11 protein-coding genes are annotated in these 17,315 nt (G+C 67.4%); 1 reads left to right on the forward strand and 10 read right to left on the reverse strand.

Annotation, left to right across the window (positions count from 1 at the left end; translation table 11 throughout):
• Positions 1-470, forward strand: a 470-nt coding sequence (locus AOZ53_RS25055) for a DUF2894 domain-containing protein (RefSeq protein WP_156333510.1), incomplete at its 5' end; no start/stop codon positions are given.
• Between the two features lie 58 nt (positions 471-528).
• On the opposite strand, the gene AOZ53_RS25060 is transcribed toward AOZ53_RS25055, so the two are convergent.
• From AOZ53_RS25060 to tssF, 10 genes are all read right to left on the reverse strand, one after another.
• Positions 529-1,869, reverse strand: coding sequence for a carotenoid oxygenase family protein (locus tag AOZ53_RS25060; protein ID WP_054489793.1), 1,341 nt, complete (start codon positions 1,867-1,869; stop codon positions 529-531).
• 77 nt (positions 1,870-1,946) lie between these two features.
• Positions 1,947-2,912 (reverse strand): hypothetical protein, encoded by a 966-nt coding sequence (locus AOZ53_RS25065; protein WP_054489815.1) that lies wholly within the window; start codon positions 2,910-2,912, stop codon positions 1,947-1,949.
• A 179-nt stretch (positions 2,913-3,091) separates the two neighbouring features.
• Positions 3,092-3,829: a putative type VI secretion system effector gene (locus AOZ53_RS25070; protein WP_054434079.1), complete on the reverse strand. Its 738-nt coding sequence runs from the start codon at positions 3,827-3,829 to the stop codon at positions 3,092-3,094.
• An 87-nt stretch (positions 3,830-3,916) separates the two neighbouring features.
• A complete protein-coding gene (locus AOZ53_RS25075) occupies positions 3,917-4,846 on the reverse strand; it encodes a hypothetical protein (protein ID WP_054434078.1) in 930 nt (309 codons plus the stop codon).
• 103 nt (positions 4,847-4,949) lie between these two features.
• Positions 4,950-8,120: a toxin VasX gene (locus tag AOZ53_RS25080; protein WP_054476721.1), complete on the reverse strand. Its 3,171-nt coding sequence runs from the start codon at positions 8,118-8,120 to the stop codon at positions 4,950-4,952.
• A complete protein-coding gene (locus tag AOZ53_RS25085) occupies positions 8,104-9,090 on the reverse strand; it encodes a DUF4123 domain-containing protein (protein WP_054476723.1) in 987 nt (328 codons plus the stop codon). Before AOZ53_RS25085 ends, AOZ53_RS25080 begins: the two co-directional genes overlap by 17 nt.
• Entirely contained in the window at positions 9,083-11,776 is a 2,694-nt protein-coding gene (locus AOZ53_RS25090; RefSeq protein WP_054489795.1) for a type VI secretion system Vgr family protein, read from the reverse strand. Before AOZ53_RS25090 ends, AOZ53_RS25085 begins: the two co-directional genes overlap by 8 nt.
• Before the next feature lie 16 nt (positions 11,777-11,792).
• The gene (gene tssH, locus AOZ53_RS25095; RefSeq protein WP_054489796.1) at positions 11,793-14,477 is read right to left on the reverse strand and encodes a type VI secretion system ATPase TssH; all 2,685 of its coding nucleotides are present in this window, start codon (positions 14,475-14,477) and stop codon (positions 11,793-11,795) included.
• 19 nt (positions 14,478-14,496) lie between these two features.
• Positions 14,497-15,597, reverse strand: a complete 1,101-nt coding sequence (gene tssG / locus AOZ53_RS25100) for a type VI secretion system baseplate subunit TssG (protein ID WP_054434174.1) — start codon at positions 15,595-15,597, stop codon at positions 14,497-14,499.
• The coding region (tssF, locus tag AOZ53_RS25105) for a type VI secretion system baseplate subunit TssF (protein WP_054489798.1) at positions 15,561-17,315 on the reverse strand (1,755 nt) is incomplete at its 5' end. The genes tssG and tssF, both read right to left, overlap by 37 nt.

Raw genomic sequence — 17,315 nt, forward strand, 5'->3', positions numbered from 1 at the left:
AACGGAATGCCCCCGCCGCTGGCGTCGCCGTAACAGCCGCAGCCGCGCGCGTCGCGACGCCCCCGGCCGGCACGCGCGGGCCACTGGCCGAACTGGCGGCGTATCTCGCCTACCCCGGCGCGCCCGGCGAGGATCCCGACGCCATCGCCGCGCAGGCGCGCCGCGACGCCTATCCCGACCTGCCGGCGCTGGACGGACTGCGCGAGATCTGGTCCGGCCTGAGCGCCGACCGGCAGGTGCGCCAGTCGCAGGAACAGGTGCACAAGAACGCCGGCCCGCTCAATTCCAACCAGCTGGTGCACCGCGCGCTGTCGCTGATGCGCGAGCTGTCGCCGGGTTATCTGCAGCAATTCGTGACCTATACCGAAACGCTGGCCTGGATGGAGCAGTTGACGGCGGCCGCCGCGCCGCCGGCCAAGGAAACGGCGCGCGCCCCCGCCAGGAAAGGTACGCGCGCCAAGAGCCGCTGAACCCGGGCCGCCGGTGACAGGCGCGACGTCCTGCCCGCGGCTCTGACACTGTCGCGGTCTACTTCCCGCCCGCCTCGCGCGGCAGCCAGGCGCCGTGAAAACCCGCCGGAATGCGGCGGGGCAGACGCACCGTCGCCAGCGGCCCGGCCGTCAGGTCGCGCGCGTCCAGCACCACCACGTCGCTGGTATCGCTGGTCTGGCGGTACACGCACACCAGCACCCAGCCGTCGTCCTCGTCGCGCGCCCCCGGCCGGGGCACGAACACCGGTTCGCTGTTCTGGTCGCCAGGCGGCACCGCATACTGCTGGCGCGCGCCCGTCTCCAGGTCGTAGCGCACCACGCCGCGCATCTCGCGGTTGTTGGGCTGCTCCACCGCATAGCAGTAGCGGTAGGCGCGGCCGGTCCGGGCCTCGTTGATGCGCGGCAGCTCGATGCCGGCATCGTCCAGCGCGCGCTCCGTGACGCCGCCCTCGTCCAGGTCGATCTCGTAGCGCCACAGCGTGCCCAGCGGGCTGTCCTCGAAACCCGCGCCCTCGCGCGACAGCCGCAAGTATTCCGGATAGCGCACCACGTCCAGCACCAGCGTCGACGCATCCCGGTCATACGCATTCACCACGTGCTGGATGAAACAGGGCGCGACCTCGAACCAGCGCACCGGGCCGCCGTGGCGCGGGATCACGCCCAGCCGCGACTGGCGCTCGTCATGCCAGCGCAGCGGCATGCGGTAGCCGCGCGACAGCATCGAGAATTCGTACGCCACGTTCAGGTCCAGCAGGATGCTGTAGCGCGCCGTGATCGCCATGTCGTGCATCATCGACGGCCCGGGCAGCTCGATCGCCTGATCCACCCGCGGCTGGCCGCCCGCGCCCGTCACGCCGTAGCGCAGCCAGGGCCGCTCCCAATGGGCGCGGAAACTCATCAGTTCCCCGGTCTCGGGGTCCGCCTTGGGGTGCGCCGTCATGCCGCCCGCCAGCCCCGGATGGCGCCGGCTGGCGCCCAGGAAATCCAGCGCTGGCGTCATCGCCAACGGCGCCCCGCCCTCGGCCAGCGCCAGCACTTCGCCCGCGTGGCGCAGCACATTGACGTTGGGATTGGTCTCCGGCAGGCCGGCCTCGGCCTGCGGGTCGTATTCGCGCGCCCAGATCCGGGTGCGCGCCCAGCGGTTGCGGTAACCGGTCGCCCGGCCGCCGTGGAAGGCAATGGCGTGCAGCATCGCCGGCTGCGGCCACCACGACAGCACGTCGTTGCCCTCGAAGCGGCCGCGCAGGGGGTTGGGGCCGTTGCGGACCAGGACCCCGTCCAGCCCGGGCGGCAGCGCGCCGTCCACGGGCAGGTCGGCCAGGTCAACCTCATCGGCCAGCGGCGCGGTGGCGCCGGTGTTCAGATCGAATGTGCTCATGCTTGCGTCCTTGGTTGCGATCATTCGCAGGACGAATTTTTACCCGGATTAAATATGTTCGTCAATATTACCCGGATTTAATTTAATGACGCTATCCACTTCAATACCGTCACCAGCACGAACCCCAAAGGCAGGACGCCCCACAACAGGATCCCCAGGATGCTGGCGTGCAGCCAGCGCTTTTTCATATGGGGAAGCTTGCCTTGCATGGCCAGCGCTTCTTCCGGGGTGGGCGGTACGACGCGGTACGGATTCTCGCCTTCCCATTGCAGGGCGGCAGCCAATTCAGGAGGCAGCGGCGGCCGCTTGCCATAGCGCCGTACCCAGTATTCCATCCAGTTCGGCAGGTAGTAGGCCCCCGCCATGATCCAGAACGCGAATCCGTCGAACAGGCCGGCGGGATAATGCTGCCGGTCGATCTCCTCCGTAAACAGTTCCCGGTCCATCCACGCAAAGGCATTGATGCGATGATTCGGCATCAGGACCACAGGAGGAACAGCAGCGGGCTCTTCGTCCATGTAGCGCCGGATGAACTGCCAGGCGCCAGCGGTGGCTTCGCGCGACGAAAAGATCCGGGTGGGCGCGACGCAGCGCGCGATGCGACGCGAGCCCGGCTCAAGCTCGGCCACCCGCAACGAAACAACCGGCGCGCTCGCCCCTGTGGGCGCCACCAGCCGGCCCCTGAAGATGAATGCCACGGCCCGGTCGTAGTCCACTGAAATCCAGCCGCCCTTCCTGCTCCAGGCGTAGATGCGCCGCAGCCGCCGGCTGATGATGGAGGTGTACTGCATCGGCGCGGACGCAGCGCGGTAGGCGCGCCACAGCCCGAACACCCCCAGCAGCGAGCCGCCTGCGACGAACGCCAGATACTCGCCGCCGTAGCCGCGCGTCGCCGTGTCGTAGAACAGGATGAAATTGGTTGCGATCAGCAGCAACATCAGGCTGAACATAATCGTCATGACGATGCCAAGGCCACGCAGGTTCTCGGTGGGATCGACCAGCCGCAGGCAGGCGGGATTGATTTCGACCACGTTGTACAGCACGGAGGGATCCTCCGGGCTGCGCGCGCGTTCCGAGCTCGCGGGCAGCAACCATCCCCATGCACCGCTCTTCTCCGGGACCATGGTGATGCCCGCCCGGCCTCTGCCATGCCGCATTGCTCCTCCTTGTTGCGACTCGCACTGTCGACGGCGCGAGCCAATCACGGACGCGCGCGCTTGCTTCATTGGTAGCGGAAATAGAGCGTGCCGTAGTCACGCCCATCACCCTCGCGACGCAGCGCCCTGGAGGTCTTGCGCAAATTGATGCTGCTGGCGTCCCGCCAGCCAAAGCCGGCGAAAATGGTCTCCGCCATCCGCGCAAATCCTTCCGTCTTGCGACCGCCGCGCCACGCCAGGAATCCGAAAACCAGCACCAGCGCGGGCAGCCCATAGGCCAGGTAGACCGCATACGCGGACAACTGCCCTGCCAGGCTGAATGTGCCCTTGAACATCGCGAAAATCGCATCCAGGCACATCATGAACAGAAAAACCGCCCCCACTACGATGCCCCAGAAGCGGAACGTGGAAGCGTAGTGCGCCCGGCGCCCCTCGAAGCAATGCGGATACACCGCAACCAGCGCATCGGCCGGCCGTCGGGCGCCGTAGGCGATCCACGCCTGCCCGTCGTGCTCGGCCACCAGTTCGATGTCATCGCCCTCGTCAAAGGGAAACCGCCAGAACCAGCCTCGAACCGGTTGTCCATCGAGCGTGAATTCGACAAAATCCGCCTTCTCAGTGCTGTCGAGGGTAGCAATCGCGATGGCCGCGCCCCCCATCCCCGCCAGTCCCGCCGACACCGCCGACGCCCCCGCGCCGCCTCCGAGCTGTTCCATCACGAAATCGCGCGATCGCCTGACGCGGCGCAGTCCCGCGATCTTGCCGGTCAGCTTGCTGGCTTTGTCATTCCACTGAGGCGTCATCGCCACTGCTTCCGTGTGTCCCGCCGATCGCGCTCTGCTCATCGGATGCATACCGCCGGCGTGGAACCGACCTCCATTAATATCCACCTACCAGTTGGACACCACGACGCCCACAAAAAACAGCGGCAGGACGACCCAGAGCGCCAAGCCGAAGATGCTCGCCAGACGCCAACGCCTCTTCACGGAGGGCAGATTACCTGCTCGCGCCGCCAGCTCCTCCTGTGTCGGCGGGGCGATTCGATACGGGCTTTCGCCTTGCCAGCCCACCACCGCCGCCAATTCCGGAGGCAGCGCGGGGCGACGACCGAATCGACGAATCCAGTATTCCATCCAGTTCGGCAGGTAATAGGCACCACTGAAGAACCAGAACGCAAACGGCCGCACCAATCTGTGATGACGATCGATTGCGTATGGAAACAGCTCAAGGTCCATCCACGCATACGCATTGACGCGACAATCCGGCACCAACGTCACTGGCGGCAGCATCGCCGGCTCCCCGTCCATGTACAACCGGACGAACTCCCAAAGTTGCGCGGCGGGTTCTGGACGATCAAATGGAGCGGTCAGTGCCACGCCCTTGATGATACGGCGAGTGTCGGGCTCGATCTCTACGACGCGCAAGGGATAGGCAGCTCCCGCGCCGGTTGTCGTTACCACCTGAAAATTGCCAACGTAGGCGTGCGCGCGATCAAAATCGACCGACGTCCAACCAGTCCGCTTTTCCCACACATATATGCGTCGCAAGGACCGACTGATGAGAGTGGTTTCCTGGATCGGTGAAAAAACAAATCGATAGGCGCAGATCCAACCGATCAATGCACATACAGAATACCCCCCCATCATCACGGCAAGTCCGGTATCCAGAACGGTCCTCCCCGTACTCAGGTCGATCAGAGCCGTAAGGAACAGCAAAGTCAGACCAACCGCAGCAGCGAGCGAGACACATGCCACGTAGCCACGCGAGGCCTCGAAAGGCCCCGTCAAGCGCAGGCAAGCGGGCGTCAACTCGGTAACCATGCCTTCAGCCGCCGGCTGCACTCCGGAGCGCCCCGACAACAGCCAGCCCCATGCTCCGGTGCGATCAGGGAGTACCTCCAAATCTCTCTTCTCTTTCCTGTTCCTAGTAACTGTCAACGTAAACCCCTGACTCAAACCCCGTCTCCATTCCCGGCCGCTGTATTTCGCTCGGCCAATAATGAACCTTCATGCAATAGAACCCGCGCAACCCCAGGAACACCTGAAAAGAGCCCGTCAATTTGGCGCTTTTACTGACTGGATCAATAGTCATTTTCTCGTTTTGGAACCCGGGAGCAGGAACAAGAACCGATCCACTCTGTACCGCAGGCAATGTCGCGTTCTTACCGGCGCTCATGGTGCGGAAAACCTTCTTTCCATCCCTGTCATTCCGATAGAACTCGATCGTGACCCGACTGTCATCAGAATATAGCGGAACAGTAACGTTGTAATGCGCATGAAAGTAGCCATTGCCCACCGCGCCTTTCATCAGGTAACCGCTGGCCACCAGAATGATGCGTTCCAACGCTTGAAGTTCGTCATTCAAGTTGAGGAAGGGAACAGCCGGCGCACCTCGTTTTCCCGCGCTCGCCTTGGTGGCAAAGGGGTTGTTATCCGTATTGCCAAGCTGGGTGCGTTTGCCAAACACGCCGTTATCAAGCCAGTATTCGACCGGCAAACGGCTGGCGTCGTCGGTTCCCGCAGCGTTCACCGCAGTCCATATGGCGACGCCCAGCGCGGCGATCGTCAACAAGGTCCAGCCGACGGGTCCCAGCGATAGCCCTAAGACCGTAAAGGCGGTACCTCCACCAGCAACCGCCATCGTAGTGCCATAGCCTGCCACTCCCGATATCACGGTCGCGAGCGCCGATGCGGTACTCCAATACGCCGACGTATTGTTGCCGGCTTGCCGCTTGCGGTATGCACCATAGGCGGTCACCAAGCCATCGAGAATGCCGGCGGCGAGTCCGAGTTTGGCCCCTTGCCGCATGAGTCTCTTGGAAACCTCATTGGAAACAAGCGTGCCTATGGAGGAAGCCAGGTCGAAGCCGACGGCGACCATGGCAACGATATTCGCCGTCGCGCCAGCGCCACTCGAGAACCTGTCTTCCAGCGAAGCACCTTCCTTGAGCGTTGCCGCCAAGGCATTGATCGCACCTTGTGCCTGGAAGAACATGATCCCGGAACCTAATACCGTAGATGCCAGGTTCCCTACCAGTGCAGCTCGGCCATTCAGATAAGGATTCATCCGGGCCTGTTCACGCAATGGCAATTCAATTTCCTGCAGGGGTGTGCCTCCAGCAAAGGAGCCACTCAGCTTTTCCCCCTGGGCCAGCTTCTTGAAGGTGAACGCCACCACGGCGGAAATGGTCGTTCTGTCCTCCGGCAAATCCAGATACACACCGCGACCCACCGTTTCCGACAAGCTGAGACCGCGCTGGCCCAAATTGCCTTCCTGAGCCAGATAGCCCCTGCCGGCGGGCAAGTCACCGCCAACACGCACCGGGGCGTGACCTTCTATCGGTTTGGTGGCAGCTTCTTCCAGAAGATTCTTGATCTCCGACAATGGTCCCTTCAGCACAGTGGGAGCAACCAGCAGATCCTCACGCGTGACAAGCGTCATCGCAATGCCACGCATCAGCCGGTTGTACGTCTTTGGATCGTTGATCATCAACTTGGTCAGCAGCCCGGTCACGGTGTCCACCAGCGTGGCGGTAGCCTCGTTGTAGCGACGCTTGGCACGCAGGGCTTCGCGCAGGTTGTCGATTTTCAACGCGCCCCCTTCCAGATATGGCGTCACCATTGCATACGCGGCCCTGACAATGGAACCGGCCTCGTCGACTGAGCCCGTATCCGCCAATAGCTTGAACAGATCCGCGTTTCCAGCAGACAGGCTTCGATAGAACCAGTTGTTCGGATCGTCAACCGACAGTTTCCAAAGCTCGCCCCATACCTCCACACGCTCCTTTTCAGTCTGCCCCGATCCGGCAACACACGACGCGGCCATGTTTTCGCGCCGTACCCCGGCTGCGTCATCCCTGTCGCAGAAGTCGGTGCGTTGCTGCTGTTTCCAGCCCGGGCATTTGATCCAAGTCGTGAATAGCGCACTCAAGTTCGCGATCTGTGTCATCAAGGACTTCTTGCCCTCACTGTCCGCAAGGGCGGCTTGCCAAGCGCCGGTGTCTATGTTTCTTTCATAACGTTCGGGTCCATAATTCGCCGCCCAGAACGGCCCCGGATTGGCTTTAGCGCTCAAGCACATGCCTTGAATGATGTCGGCAATGACGCGCTTGCGCGCGCGTTCCGGGTCCAGCGCTCCTTCAAGCACCGAAGCGCGCGCCGCAGCAATATTGCGCCGCAGATTCAACTCCTGCACGATCCCCACCGGATCCGGCAGCACCACCCCGACCCCCCATTGCAGCGCCGGCAGCAGCGAATTCACGGCCCACATCTGCGCCGTCACCAGTTGCGGCTCCGGCTCGGCGCGCATCTGCAGCGGGTTGTGCAGGCCCGCATTCAGGCAGCGCTGCACGTCCGCCACGGCATAGTCGGCGACGATGCCCGTGATGTCGGGCAGGGTCAGCTTGCAGGTGTTGGGCGCGGCGCTGCCCAACCCGACCTTGCCGTCGGCGATGTCCTTCAGGTTCAGTTCGGTCATCCGCGCGCCGCGGCAGCCGTCTTTGTCGTCGGCGTAGTCCTGGCGGGTCTGCTTGTCCCAGACGTAGCGGCTGTAGGCGATCCAGGCCGTGGGACTGCGCAGGTGGTCGATGGTGATGAACTGCGTGCCGATGTTGTTGTGCCCTTCCGACGAGCAGGCCTCGGACAGCGGCTCGGTGGTCTCGGCGTCCTCGGGCATCTTGGCGACCGGGATCTTGCGGTAGTAGCCCTTGCTGTCGATCAGGTAGCCGTCCCAGGTTTTGTCCTGCTTGAGCACGTACAGGTAGCCCGCGGCCGGCACGCGCGCGAAGTAGGTCTCCGCCGGCAGTCCGGCGGGGTCGAACCTGGGGTCGAACAGCCGCACCTTGGTGTGGGCCTCCAGCTTCTTCTCCATCCAGGTGCTGTACATGCGGTGGGCGGGAATCGCCCACTGCGTGTTGCTGGCGCCGCCGTGCTCGGTGTTGGCCCAGGCATCGCTCACCATGGGCCGCGGCAGCGGCGCGGGCACCAGCGGCATGATCGCCACGCCGCCCTTCTTGTCGCAGTTGATGCACTTGCCCTTGGTCTCGCCGCAGGTATTCGCCGCCGCGGCGCAACGCGCGTTAGAAAGCTCCGCCATCCCTCACCTCTGTCTGCTCCGGTTCGACCGTCGTGCCGGGCCATTGCCGCACGCGGTTCCATTGTTCTTCCGTGATGTCGTTCAAGGCCGCCACCGCCGCGACGCCGCTCGCCTGGACCGTGGCCATGGCGTGGCGGACGTCGGGATGCTGGTCGAAATGCGGATGCACCAGCAGGCCATGCAGCGCGAAATCGACGATGTCGGTGTCGGTCTCCAGGCCCCAGCGCGCCTGCGCGCGCGCCACCTGGCGGTCGGCGCGCTCGCGCAGCCGCGCCTCGGCCATGTCGTGTCCGGCTTCGGCCAGGGCGTCGAGCGCCTGGTTGACCCAGCCGGCGCGTTCCAGCACGGCGCACTGCGCGCGATCGAGCACCAGCGGCGCGGCCGGCCCGGCTTGCGGCGCGCCCGCGGCGGCCGGCCGTTCGTACTGGACCGCCAGTTCCCCGGCCGCGCGGCACGGCCGCCAATAGGCCTGGACTGGCGCGAGCCATTGGCGCAGCTGGTCTTCGGACAGCACCTCGGCCAGCACCTCGGCGACGCGCGGATCCCAATGCCGCAAGGTCACCGGATCGGCCCGATCCGGCACCAGGCAGCGCGCCATCCTGGCCAGATGGCGAGCCAGCGCCGTCGGGGCCACCGGACTGGCGATCCAGCCGCAGACCGCGCGATGGGTGTGGCCAGGCGCCGCGGCCGCGCAGGCCGCGGCAATGCTCAATTCGATGGCGTCGTCGCGGCCAAAGTCTCCCAGCGCCAGCAGATAGGGGCAATGCCCGGCCAGGAAGCGGCCACGGTCCAACGGCAGCGCCACGGCGCTCTCGCGCCGGGCTGCATGCGCCAGCGGATCCTCGATGGTGGGATCCACCAGTACGTAGAGCGCGCTTGACGGGGTGCGCGCGGCGGCGGCCAGCAGGCGTTCGTAGAGCCGGACGGCCGCGTCGCGGTCCTCGCCGTGGGGAAGGATGCCGTCAAACAAAGGCCGCCCCTCCCGCCGCCGCGCTGTTCACCTTGCTGGGACAATCCTTGAATTCGCCCGAGGGCGGCGCCAGGTTGCCGCTCGCCGTCTGCGGCCCGACCCAGTTGTGCGCTCCCGCCTTCAGCTCGACCTTGCCCGGCGCATGCAGCTGGATGCCGCCGCCTTCCAGCCGCACATAGGCGCCCGCGGCGGTGGCCAGCACGCGCTGCTTGGCCTCGATCAGCACGCTGGCGCCGGCGGAAGCGAAGGTCACGGCCTTCTCGGCCGTCAGCGTCATCTTGGCGTCCTGGCTGTGCAGGCGCAGCTTGCCGCCCGCGGCGTGCAGCCGCAGGCCACGGTCCTGCACCGCGCGGCCGCCGCCGGCCTCGTGGCCCGCCGTGAACAGCACCACGCCGGCCGCCACGCCCACCGCCAGGTGGGCGCTGCTGGCCCAGTTCACATCGGGCGCGATCTGCGCGAAGGTGGCGCCGGCCACCAGGAAGGCGTTGGCCGGCGTGTACTGGCCGATGCCGCTGGGCGCGCTGACCTGGAGGTGCGGTTCGCTGTAGGCCGCCACCTTGACGGCGGCGCCCTCGGCGTTGGCATCGTCCTGGGTGGCCTCGACCACGTCGCGGACGTGCCCGAGGGCATCGTGCGCCGGCAGCGCCTGCGGATCGCCATCCAGGATGGCCTTCTGCTTGACCGCGATGTCGCCCAGTTCCTTGGCCGATTCGAGGGCGGCGTCGATCTGCTTGGCCGCCTCGGCGCTGTCCAGCAGCGCGCCCTCGGCGTTCTCGCGCAGGTCGGCGCTGATCAGCAGGCCGGAACCGCCGCGCAGCGCCACCGCTTCCTTGGTCGACAGTTCGGCGCCATGGCCCAGGTCCTGCAGGCGCTCGTTGTCGCGCTGCTGCTTGACGTGGCCCAGGTTCAGGCGGGCATCGGCCTGGGTGGTCGAGGCGGTCAGGCGCGACTGGCCCGGCGTGTCGTCCTGCACCAGCTGGTTGTAGCCGCCGGTGCCCGCGCCGCTGGTGGCCAGGGCCTGGGTCTTGAAGCCGGACATGACCGCGTTGTGCGCGTGCCCGTCATTGCCGCCGGCAAACCAGGCCGGCGCGTTGCCGGTGGCATTGGCGCCGCCCGCCTGCACCTGGTTGTGGGAGGCATCCTCGGCGCCCTCGCCGTTGTACAGCGCGCCGACCACCACCGGGCGGTCGATGTCGCCGTGCAGGAATTCCACCAGCACTTCCTGGCCGACGCGCGGCACGAAATGACCGCCCCAGTCGCCGCCGGCCACCGGCTCGGCCACGCGCACCCAGGCGCCCAGCTCATCCTTGGCCGGCGCGTTCTCGTCGCCCGACGGGTGCGCCAGCCGGCTGCTGGACGCCTTGCCGCGCTGCCAGTGGAACTGCACCTTGATGCGGTGGTCGCGGTCGGTGTGCACCGGTTCCTCGGCGCCCACCACCAGCGCGGTCTGCGCGCCGAACACCGTGGGACGGGGATGCAGGCGCGTGCCGTGGCCGTCCTGCGTCGCGGGGCGGAATTCGGTGTCGCTGCCGATGCAGGTGAAGGCGTTGCGGTAGAAATCGGCGTCCTCGCCCTCGTCGCCGCCCAGCGCCTCGCGCACGGCGCGGCCGAGGTCGGCGTCGAAGTTGTTGCGGGCCTGGTGCGTGATCGCGATCACCACGAACGCGGACGGGCCGCCCTGCTGGTAGTGGCCGGTCAGCTCGAAGCGCTGGCCCGGCGCCAGCGTGCGCACGGTGCCGGCGCCCTCGACGCTCTGCTGGCGCACGCGCAGCGCGGCCAGCGCGTTGTGCGCCAGCCGCTCGCCCTGCGCGCTGTCCTCGTAGGCATACTGCCCGGGGTAGTCATCGCTGACCAGTTCCAGCGGATTCGCCAGCTTGCCGCTGTCCGCCTGCGCCGACACCGGCCGCGCCTGGGCGCTGCGGTAGTCCCAGCTGGCCATGCGCACGGCGTTGGTCTGCCAGCGCTTGCGCGCGCTCCATTGCTGGATGCTGTCCTCGGTCTCGGTCACGTCGGCGCGGGCGAAGCGCACGCTGGCCTGCGGGCCGGCCTTGAAGGCGTCGTTGTGGTCGGCAATGACCAGGGTGTGGCCGGCGTCGGCGTGCTCGACCCAATAGAACAGGCCCTCCTCGGCCAGCAGGCGCTCGATGAAGGCGTAATCGGTCTCGCGGTACTGGATGGTCAGGCTGCGCTTGGCGTAGGCGGCGCGGTCCTTGACCTCCCAGCGCCATTGCGGCGCCAGCGCGCCCTGGCCCTTGTAGTCGCCGAAGATGCTGTCGACGATGTCGATCACCGTCTTGTCCTGGTAGGCGAAGCTGTCGCGCCGCGCCCGCAGGAACGCCAGCCACGGCTCCACGGTCAGGCCATAGCGCGCCAGGCCGCCGTTGGCGCCCAGGAAGCGCACCGCCGTGGCGTGGCCGTGCCACAGGCGCGGCTGCTCGCGGTCGAGCGCGGTCTGCAGGCGCAGCGTGACGGGCTGGCCCATCAGGGCCTTCAGGGGGATATGCGCGTCGTCGGACAGCGCGGAGATCTCCAGCCGATAGGCGCCGCCGCTCAATTGCTCGGTGGCCGACAGGGTCTCGGCCACCAGGCGGTTTTCGCCCAGCGGCGTGCGCAGGTCCAGCAGGCGGTTGGCCTGCGCGATGCCGGCGGTCGACAGGCGGGACAATCCGGAAGCATCCTGGGGCATGGTCTCGGCTCCGGGCTCAGGTCAGGCGGTAGCGGAAGTCGCCGTTCTTGCCGGCCGTGACGCGGATGCGCGCGATCGCTTCACCCTGCGCCATGCGGCCCAGCACCTGCTCGGCGATCTGCGGCAACAGCGTGCCGTTCAAAATGTGGTCGACGTTGCGCGCGCCGGTGTCGACCTCGGTGCAGCGCGCCAGCACGGCCTCGACCAGCGCCTCGTCCCAGTCGAACACGGCGCGGTGGTTGGCCTGCACGCGCTCGGCGATGCGGGCCAGCTTCAGGCCGATGATGCGGGCCAGGGCGTCGTCGTCCACCGGGTAGTAGGCGATGGTCTTCATGCGCCCCAGGAAGGCGGGCTTGAAGGCCTTGTACAGCTGCGGCGCCAGCAGTTCCTGCATGGCGTCCGGATCGGGCCGTTCCTCGGCGCTCTTGTTCAGGCAGGCCTGCATGATGGCCGACGAGCCGACGTTGGAGGTCAGGATGATGAGCGTGTTGCGGAAATCGATCTCGCGCCCCTCGGCGTCGTCCATCACGCCCTTGTCGAACACCTGGAAGAACAGCTCCAGCACGTCGGGGTGGGCCTTCTCGATTTCATCGAGCAGCACCACGCTGTAGGGCTGGCGCCGCACGGCCTCGGTCAGCACCCCGCCTTCGCCGTAGCCGACGTAGCCGGGCGGCGAGCCCTTCAGGCCCGAGACGCTGTGGGCCTCCTGGTACTCGCTCATGTTGATCGTGACCAGCTTGCGCTCGCCGCCATAGAGAATGTCGGCCACCGCCAGCGCGGTCTCGGTCTTGCCCACGCCCGACGGGCCGACGAACAGGAACACGCCCTTGGGCTTGTTGGGGTCCTCCAACCCGGCGCGCGCGGTGCGCACGCGCTGGGCGATGGCGTGCAATGCGTGATCCTGGCCGATGACGCGCTCGGCCAGCAGCGGCTGCAGCTCCAGCACGGTGCGGATCTCGTCGTTGACCATGCGGCCCAGCGGGATGCCGGTCCAGGCCGAGACGATCTCGGCGATGACCTGCGCGTCCACATAGGCCGGCACCAGCGGCGCCTCGCCCTGCAGGGCGCGCAACTGCTGCTGCAATTCGGCCAGTTGCGCCTGGGCGGGCGTCGGCTCGGCGGCCTTGCCGCCGCGGCGCTTGGCGCCGGCTTCGGCGTCGGGTTCCTGGCCCGCGGCTTCCAGCTCCTCGCGCAGCGCGTGGATCTGCCGCACCAGCTCGCTTTCCTGCGCCAGGCGCGCCTCGGCCTCGGCCAGCTGTTGGCGGGTGGCGGCCATTTCCTCGTCCAGTTCGCGCAGGCGGGCCGACTGCGCGGCGCCGGTCGCGGCCTCGCGGCGCAACGCCGCGCGCTCGGTCTCCTGGCGCGCCAGCCGGTGGCGGGCGTCGTCGATCAGGGCCGGCGTGGCGCTGCGGCCCAATGCCACCCGGGCGCAGGCGGTGTCCAGCACGCCGACCGCCTTGTCGGGCAGCTGGCGGCCGCTGATGTAGCGGTGCGACAGGCGGGCGGCGGCGACGATCGCCTCGTCCAGGATGCGCACGCCGAAATGCTGTTCCATCAGCGGCGCCATGCCGCGCAGCATGCTGGCGGCCAGGGTCTCGCTGGGCTCTTCCACCTTGACCACCTGGAAGCGCCGCGCCAGCGCGGCGTCTTTCTCGAAATACTTCTTGTATTCGCTCCAGGTGGTGGCGGCGATGGTGCGCAGTTCGCCGCGCGCCAGCGCCGGCTTGAGCAGGTTGGCCGCATCGTTCTGGCCGGCCTGCCCGCCCGCGCCGATCATGGTGTGGGCCTCGTCGATGAACAGGATGATGGGCGTGGGGCTTTGCTTGACCTCGTCGATCACGCTTTTCAAGCGGTTCTCGAATTCGCCCTTGACGCTGGCGCCGGCCTGCAGCAGGCCCATGTCCAGCGTGCGCAGCGCCACGCCGGCCAGCGCCGGCGGCACGTCGCCAGCCACGATGCGCAGCGCCAGCCCCTCGACCACGGCGGTCTTGCCGACGCCGGCCTCGCCGGTCAGGATGGGGTTGTTCTGGCGGCGCCGCGTCAGGATGTCGATCATCTGGCGGATCTCGGCATCGCGGCCGATCACCGGATCGATCTTGCCTTCGCGGGCGCGCTCGGTCAGGTTGGTGGTGTATTGGTCCAGCGCCGGCGTCTTGGACAGCGCGGCCGCGGGCGCTGCGGCCTCGCCCTGCGCGGCGTCATCGCCCAATGCGACGGACTGGCCGGCCTCTTCCGAGCCGGCCGTCAGGGCCGCGAAATCGTGCTTCAGCTCTTCCAGCCGGAACGACTCGAACAGGCGCGAGCCGCGCCGCGCCAGCGCCGCCAGATCGGGCTCGGTGAGCAGCGCCAGCAACAGGTGACCGGAACGGATGCGGGTGGTCTGCGTGTCGAGCGAGGCGATCAGCCAGGCATGCTCGAACAGGCGTGGCAGATGCGGCGAAAACACCGGCGTGCGGGTATTGCCGTTCTTGAAGCCGCGGATTTCGGCGTTCAGGTCGGCCTCGAGCACCGAGGCCTCGATGCCGCTGCGGCGCGCCACGATGCTGAAATCGCTGGCGGGCTTTTCCAGCAGCGCCAGGAACAGGTGTTCCAGGTCCACCTCGTAGTGGCCTTGCGCCATGCACAGGCTGGCGGCGCGCTCGGCGGCCTGGCGGCAGGTCTGGTTCAGTTTCCCGATCAGGGTTTTCAGGGGAGTGGCCATGTTCTCGGTTGTCTTGTTCTTAGTGGATGGTGTGCAGTTCGTAGCTGGCGTCGTCGCGATCCGACGCCGACGGTTCGGTGCAGAGAAAGGAATTCCAGCCCAGGCGTGCGCCGCCGCCCTCGGCATCGCCGCCCAGCGCGCTGCCGGCGACGTCCTCTTTGGCCATCACCAGGCGCACCTCGTATTCGAAGCTCAGCCCGCCGAACATCGTCAGCAGCTTTTCCAGCGCCTGCGCGCGGGCGCCGCCAGGCAGGAAATCGGCGAACGCCGTCTTGGACAGCGGGCCGATCCACAGCCGGATGCGCAGGTCGCGCTGCCAGATGCGGTCTCCGGCCATGGCGGACACACCCAGCACCGCGCCGGGCCGGCCCAGCTGGGTGCGGTTCTCGGGCGGCACGTGGTACCAGCGGCCGACGAACTGTTCGACCCGCAAGGCCACCTGGAAGTAATCGGCCAGCACCCGCTGCAGGTACGCGGCCGACACCGGCCGCTGCCGCGCCGCCGCCGCGTAGTGCGCCAGCGATTCGTCGAACACGCGGCCTTCGCCGGCATGCAGGCGGTCGCGCAGCGCCGGATGGCCGACACCGCCCAACGCCAGCAACAGCGGCAGGTAGTGATGGTCCTGCTCGGTCTCGTGCCGCAGCGGCATGCGGTACTTCTTCCAGGCCGCGTAGAACAGCGCGGCGGCCCGGTTCGAGAAGATGTCGAAGAAGGCGCGCGCGCCGCGGTCGCGCGTGGCGCTTTCGCGGTGGCTCAGGATCTCGGAGTAATGCAGCGGCAAAGCGCCCTGCCCGCCCAGCAAACCGAAGAAGGCCGGCTCGATCTCCACCCGCCCCAGCGTGCCAGCCGCCAGCGCCGCCAGGCGCGCCTCGGCGTCGTGCAGGGCCTGGCCGTTCTTGTCGAAGGCCGTCAACCCGGCGATCTCGCTGGCCGGAAAGCCCAGCGACGACGAGTTGACGAAGCGCAGGTGCGCCGGCACGGCGTTCTTGGCGCGCGTGCCTTCCTGGCGCGCGAACCACAGTTCCAGCACCCGCACGGCCTGGAAGAACTTGAAGCGCTGCGGCTCGGCCAGCAGCGATTCGATTACGCTAGGATCGCGTCGCCGTTGCATGGAGCACACCGTAGGATTTCTTCCGCGCCGCGGCGCGACAGCACCACCAACTGCACAAAGCTGTTGGCGTGCACGTAAAGGCCGAAGAAGCGGTTGAGCACCGCCACGAAGGCATGCAGGCTGGTGCCCACGAAGTTGTCTTCATTGATCGTCAGCCGGATCTCGATGCCGCGCACGAAGGTCGCGAACGGCTCGCCCGGCATCCAGTGGGTGGCGGGCTTGTAGTCCAGCCCCACCAGCCCTTCGATCTGGCGGGCCGCCACCGCCGCGTGCGACAGGTCGTACAGGCGCAGCGTTTCCTTCAGCGCCGGCAGGCCGCTGTGCACCAGCGACAGGTGATTCAGCGCCAGGTGCGAGATCAGGCGCCAGTGCGCCGCGCGGCCCTGCTGGAAGCGGTGTGTGTGGGTCGGCCGGCGCAGCATGCGGATCTCGCGCGCCACCGAGCCGCCCTCCAGGAACAGGTCGCCGCCCGGCTGGCCCACCGCCAGGTGCGACGGCAGGTCGCGGTTGGTGCAGGTCAGCTCCAGGCTCAGCGTTTCGGTCTGCGGCAGCGCCGGATTGAAATCGATGTCGACGATCGACATCTCCATCTCGTAGCCCGGACTGCGCTCGGCCACCATCGGGTCGCGCCGCGCGGTCCAGTAATGGCTGGCGCCCTCGGGCGTCTCGCCGTGGTGCAACGAATAGAACGGCCGGAACTCCACCACCGAATCGCCCTGCGCGTTCTGCCGCACCAGCCGCACGCGGTCGATGGAATAGACCTCGTAGCCATAGGCGCGGCGCGCATCGGCCACCACCGGGTACGACGCGGCCGCGTGCGTCACGCGGATGGGGTCGGCGCGCTGCTCGAACAGGTTGATCACCGGCGTGCAGCCCAGCCGGAAGTTGTCGGCAGAGGCCGACTCCAACAGGCGCGCGGTATTGGAGTCGGCGCGCAGCCCCTTGACCGGCAGGTGCAGCGTGAATTCGCGCACCGGCCCCACCGCGCGCCGCAGCGCCGCCAGGTCGATGTCGACGAAGTTGAATTTCTCTGAGAAAACAAAGTACTCGGCCAGCAGCCGGTAGGCCGGGTGCGAGCTGGCCGGAAAATCGATCAGCGCGTCGTCCTCGGCCAGCCCGACCTGCGCCAGCGGCACCTCGGGCAGCCGGTTCCAGCGGCCGGGCTGGGTCTCGATGTAGGCTGCGGCGGTGCGCAGGAACAGGCAATCGCGCAGCGCCGCCACGAACGACGGCTCGCCGTGCAGATAGACGCGCAGGCGGTCCACCGCCAGCGTGGCGAAGCTCTGCGTTTCGGCCAGGCACGCCAGCGTCAGCGACAGGCGGCCGGTCACGCCCGGCGGCAGCTGCGTGGAGGACGGCGCGTTGGCGGTCGAGGCGAACGCGGCCTGGCGGATGGCCACGGGCGCCAGCGTCACGTCGTAGGCCGTGCGGAAACGACAGGCCACGCCGCGCACGGCGTGCGACTTCAATTCGGTGCCGCGCGCCATGCGCACCGGCGCGGTCAGCTGGGCCGCCACGCCGCCCATGTCGAACTGCGCGATCGAACACGACGGAAACGGCCGCAGGTAGTGCGGGTACATCACCTCGAACAACGCTTCCGTGAATTCCGGATAGTCGTCGTCCAGCTTCTTGTTGATGCGCGCCCCCAGCAGGGCGAACGATTCGATCATCCGCTCGACGTGCGGGTCTTCGCAGGTTTCCCCCGACAGCCCCAGGCGCGCCGCGAT

It is taken from the genome of Achromobacter sp. 2789STDY5608621 (genome assembly GCF_001299375.1).
Lineage (GTDB): Bacteria > Pseudomonadota > Gammaproteobacteria > Burkholderiales > Burkholderiaceae_B > Achromobacter > Achromobacter insuavis.

Excerpts from the sequence above, each read along its gene's own strand:
- AOZ53_RS25060 (WP_054489793.1), bottom strand. The coding sequence starts at position 1,869 with ATGAGCACATTCGATCTGAACACCGGCGCCACCGCGCCGCTGGCCGAT.
- AOZ53_RS25070 (WP_054434079.1), bottom strand. The coding sequence starts at position 3,829 with ATGACGCCTCAGTGGAATGACAAAGCCAGCAAGCTGACCGGCAAGATC.
- AOZ53_RS25075 (WP_054434078.1), bottom strand. The coding sequence starts at position 4,846 with ATGGTTACCGAGTTGACGCCCGCTTGCCTGCGCTTGACGGGGCCTTTC.
- AOZ53_RS25080 (WP_054476721.1), bottom strand. The coding sequence starts at position 8,120 with ATGGCGGAGCTTTCTAACGCGCGTTGCGCCGCGGCGGCGAATACCTGC.
- AOZ53_RS25090 (WP_054489795.1), bottom strand. The coding sequence starts at position 11,776 with ATGCCCCAGGATGCTTCCGGATTGTCCCGCCTGTCGACCGCCGGCATC.
- tssH (WP_054489796.1), bottom strand. The coding sequence starts at position 14,477 with ATGGCCACTCCCCTGAAAACCCTGATCGGGAAACTGAACCAGACCTGC.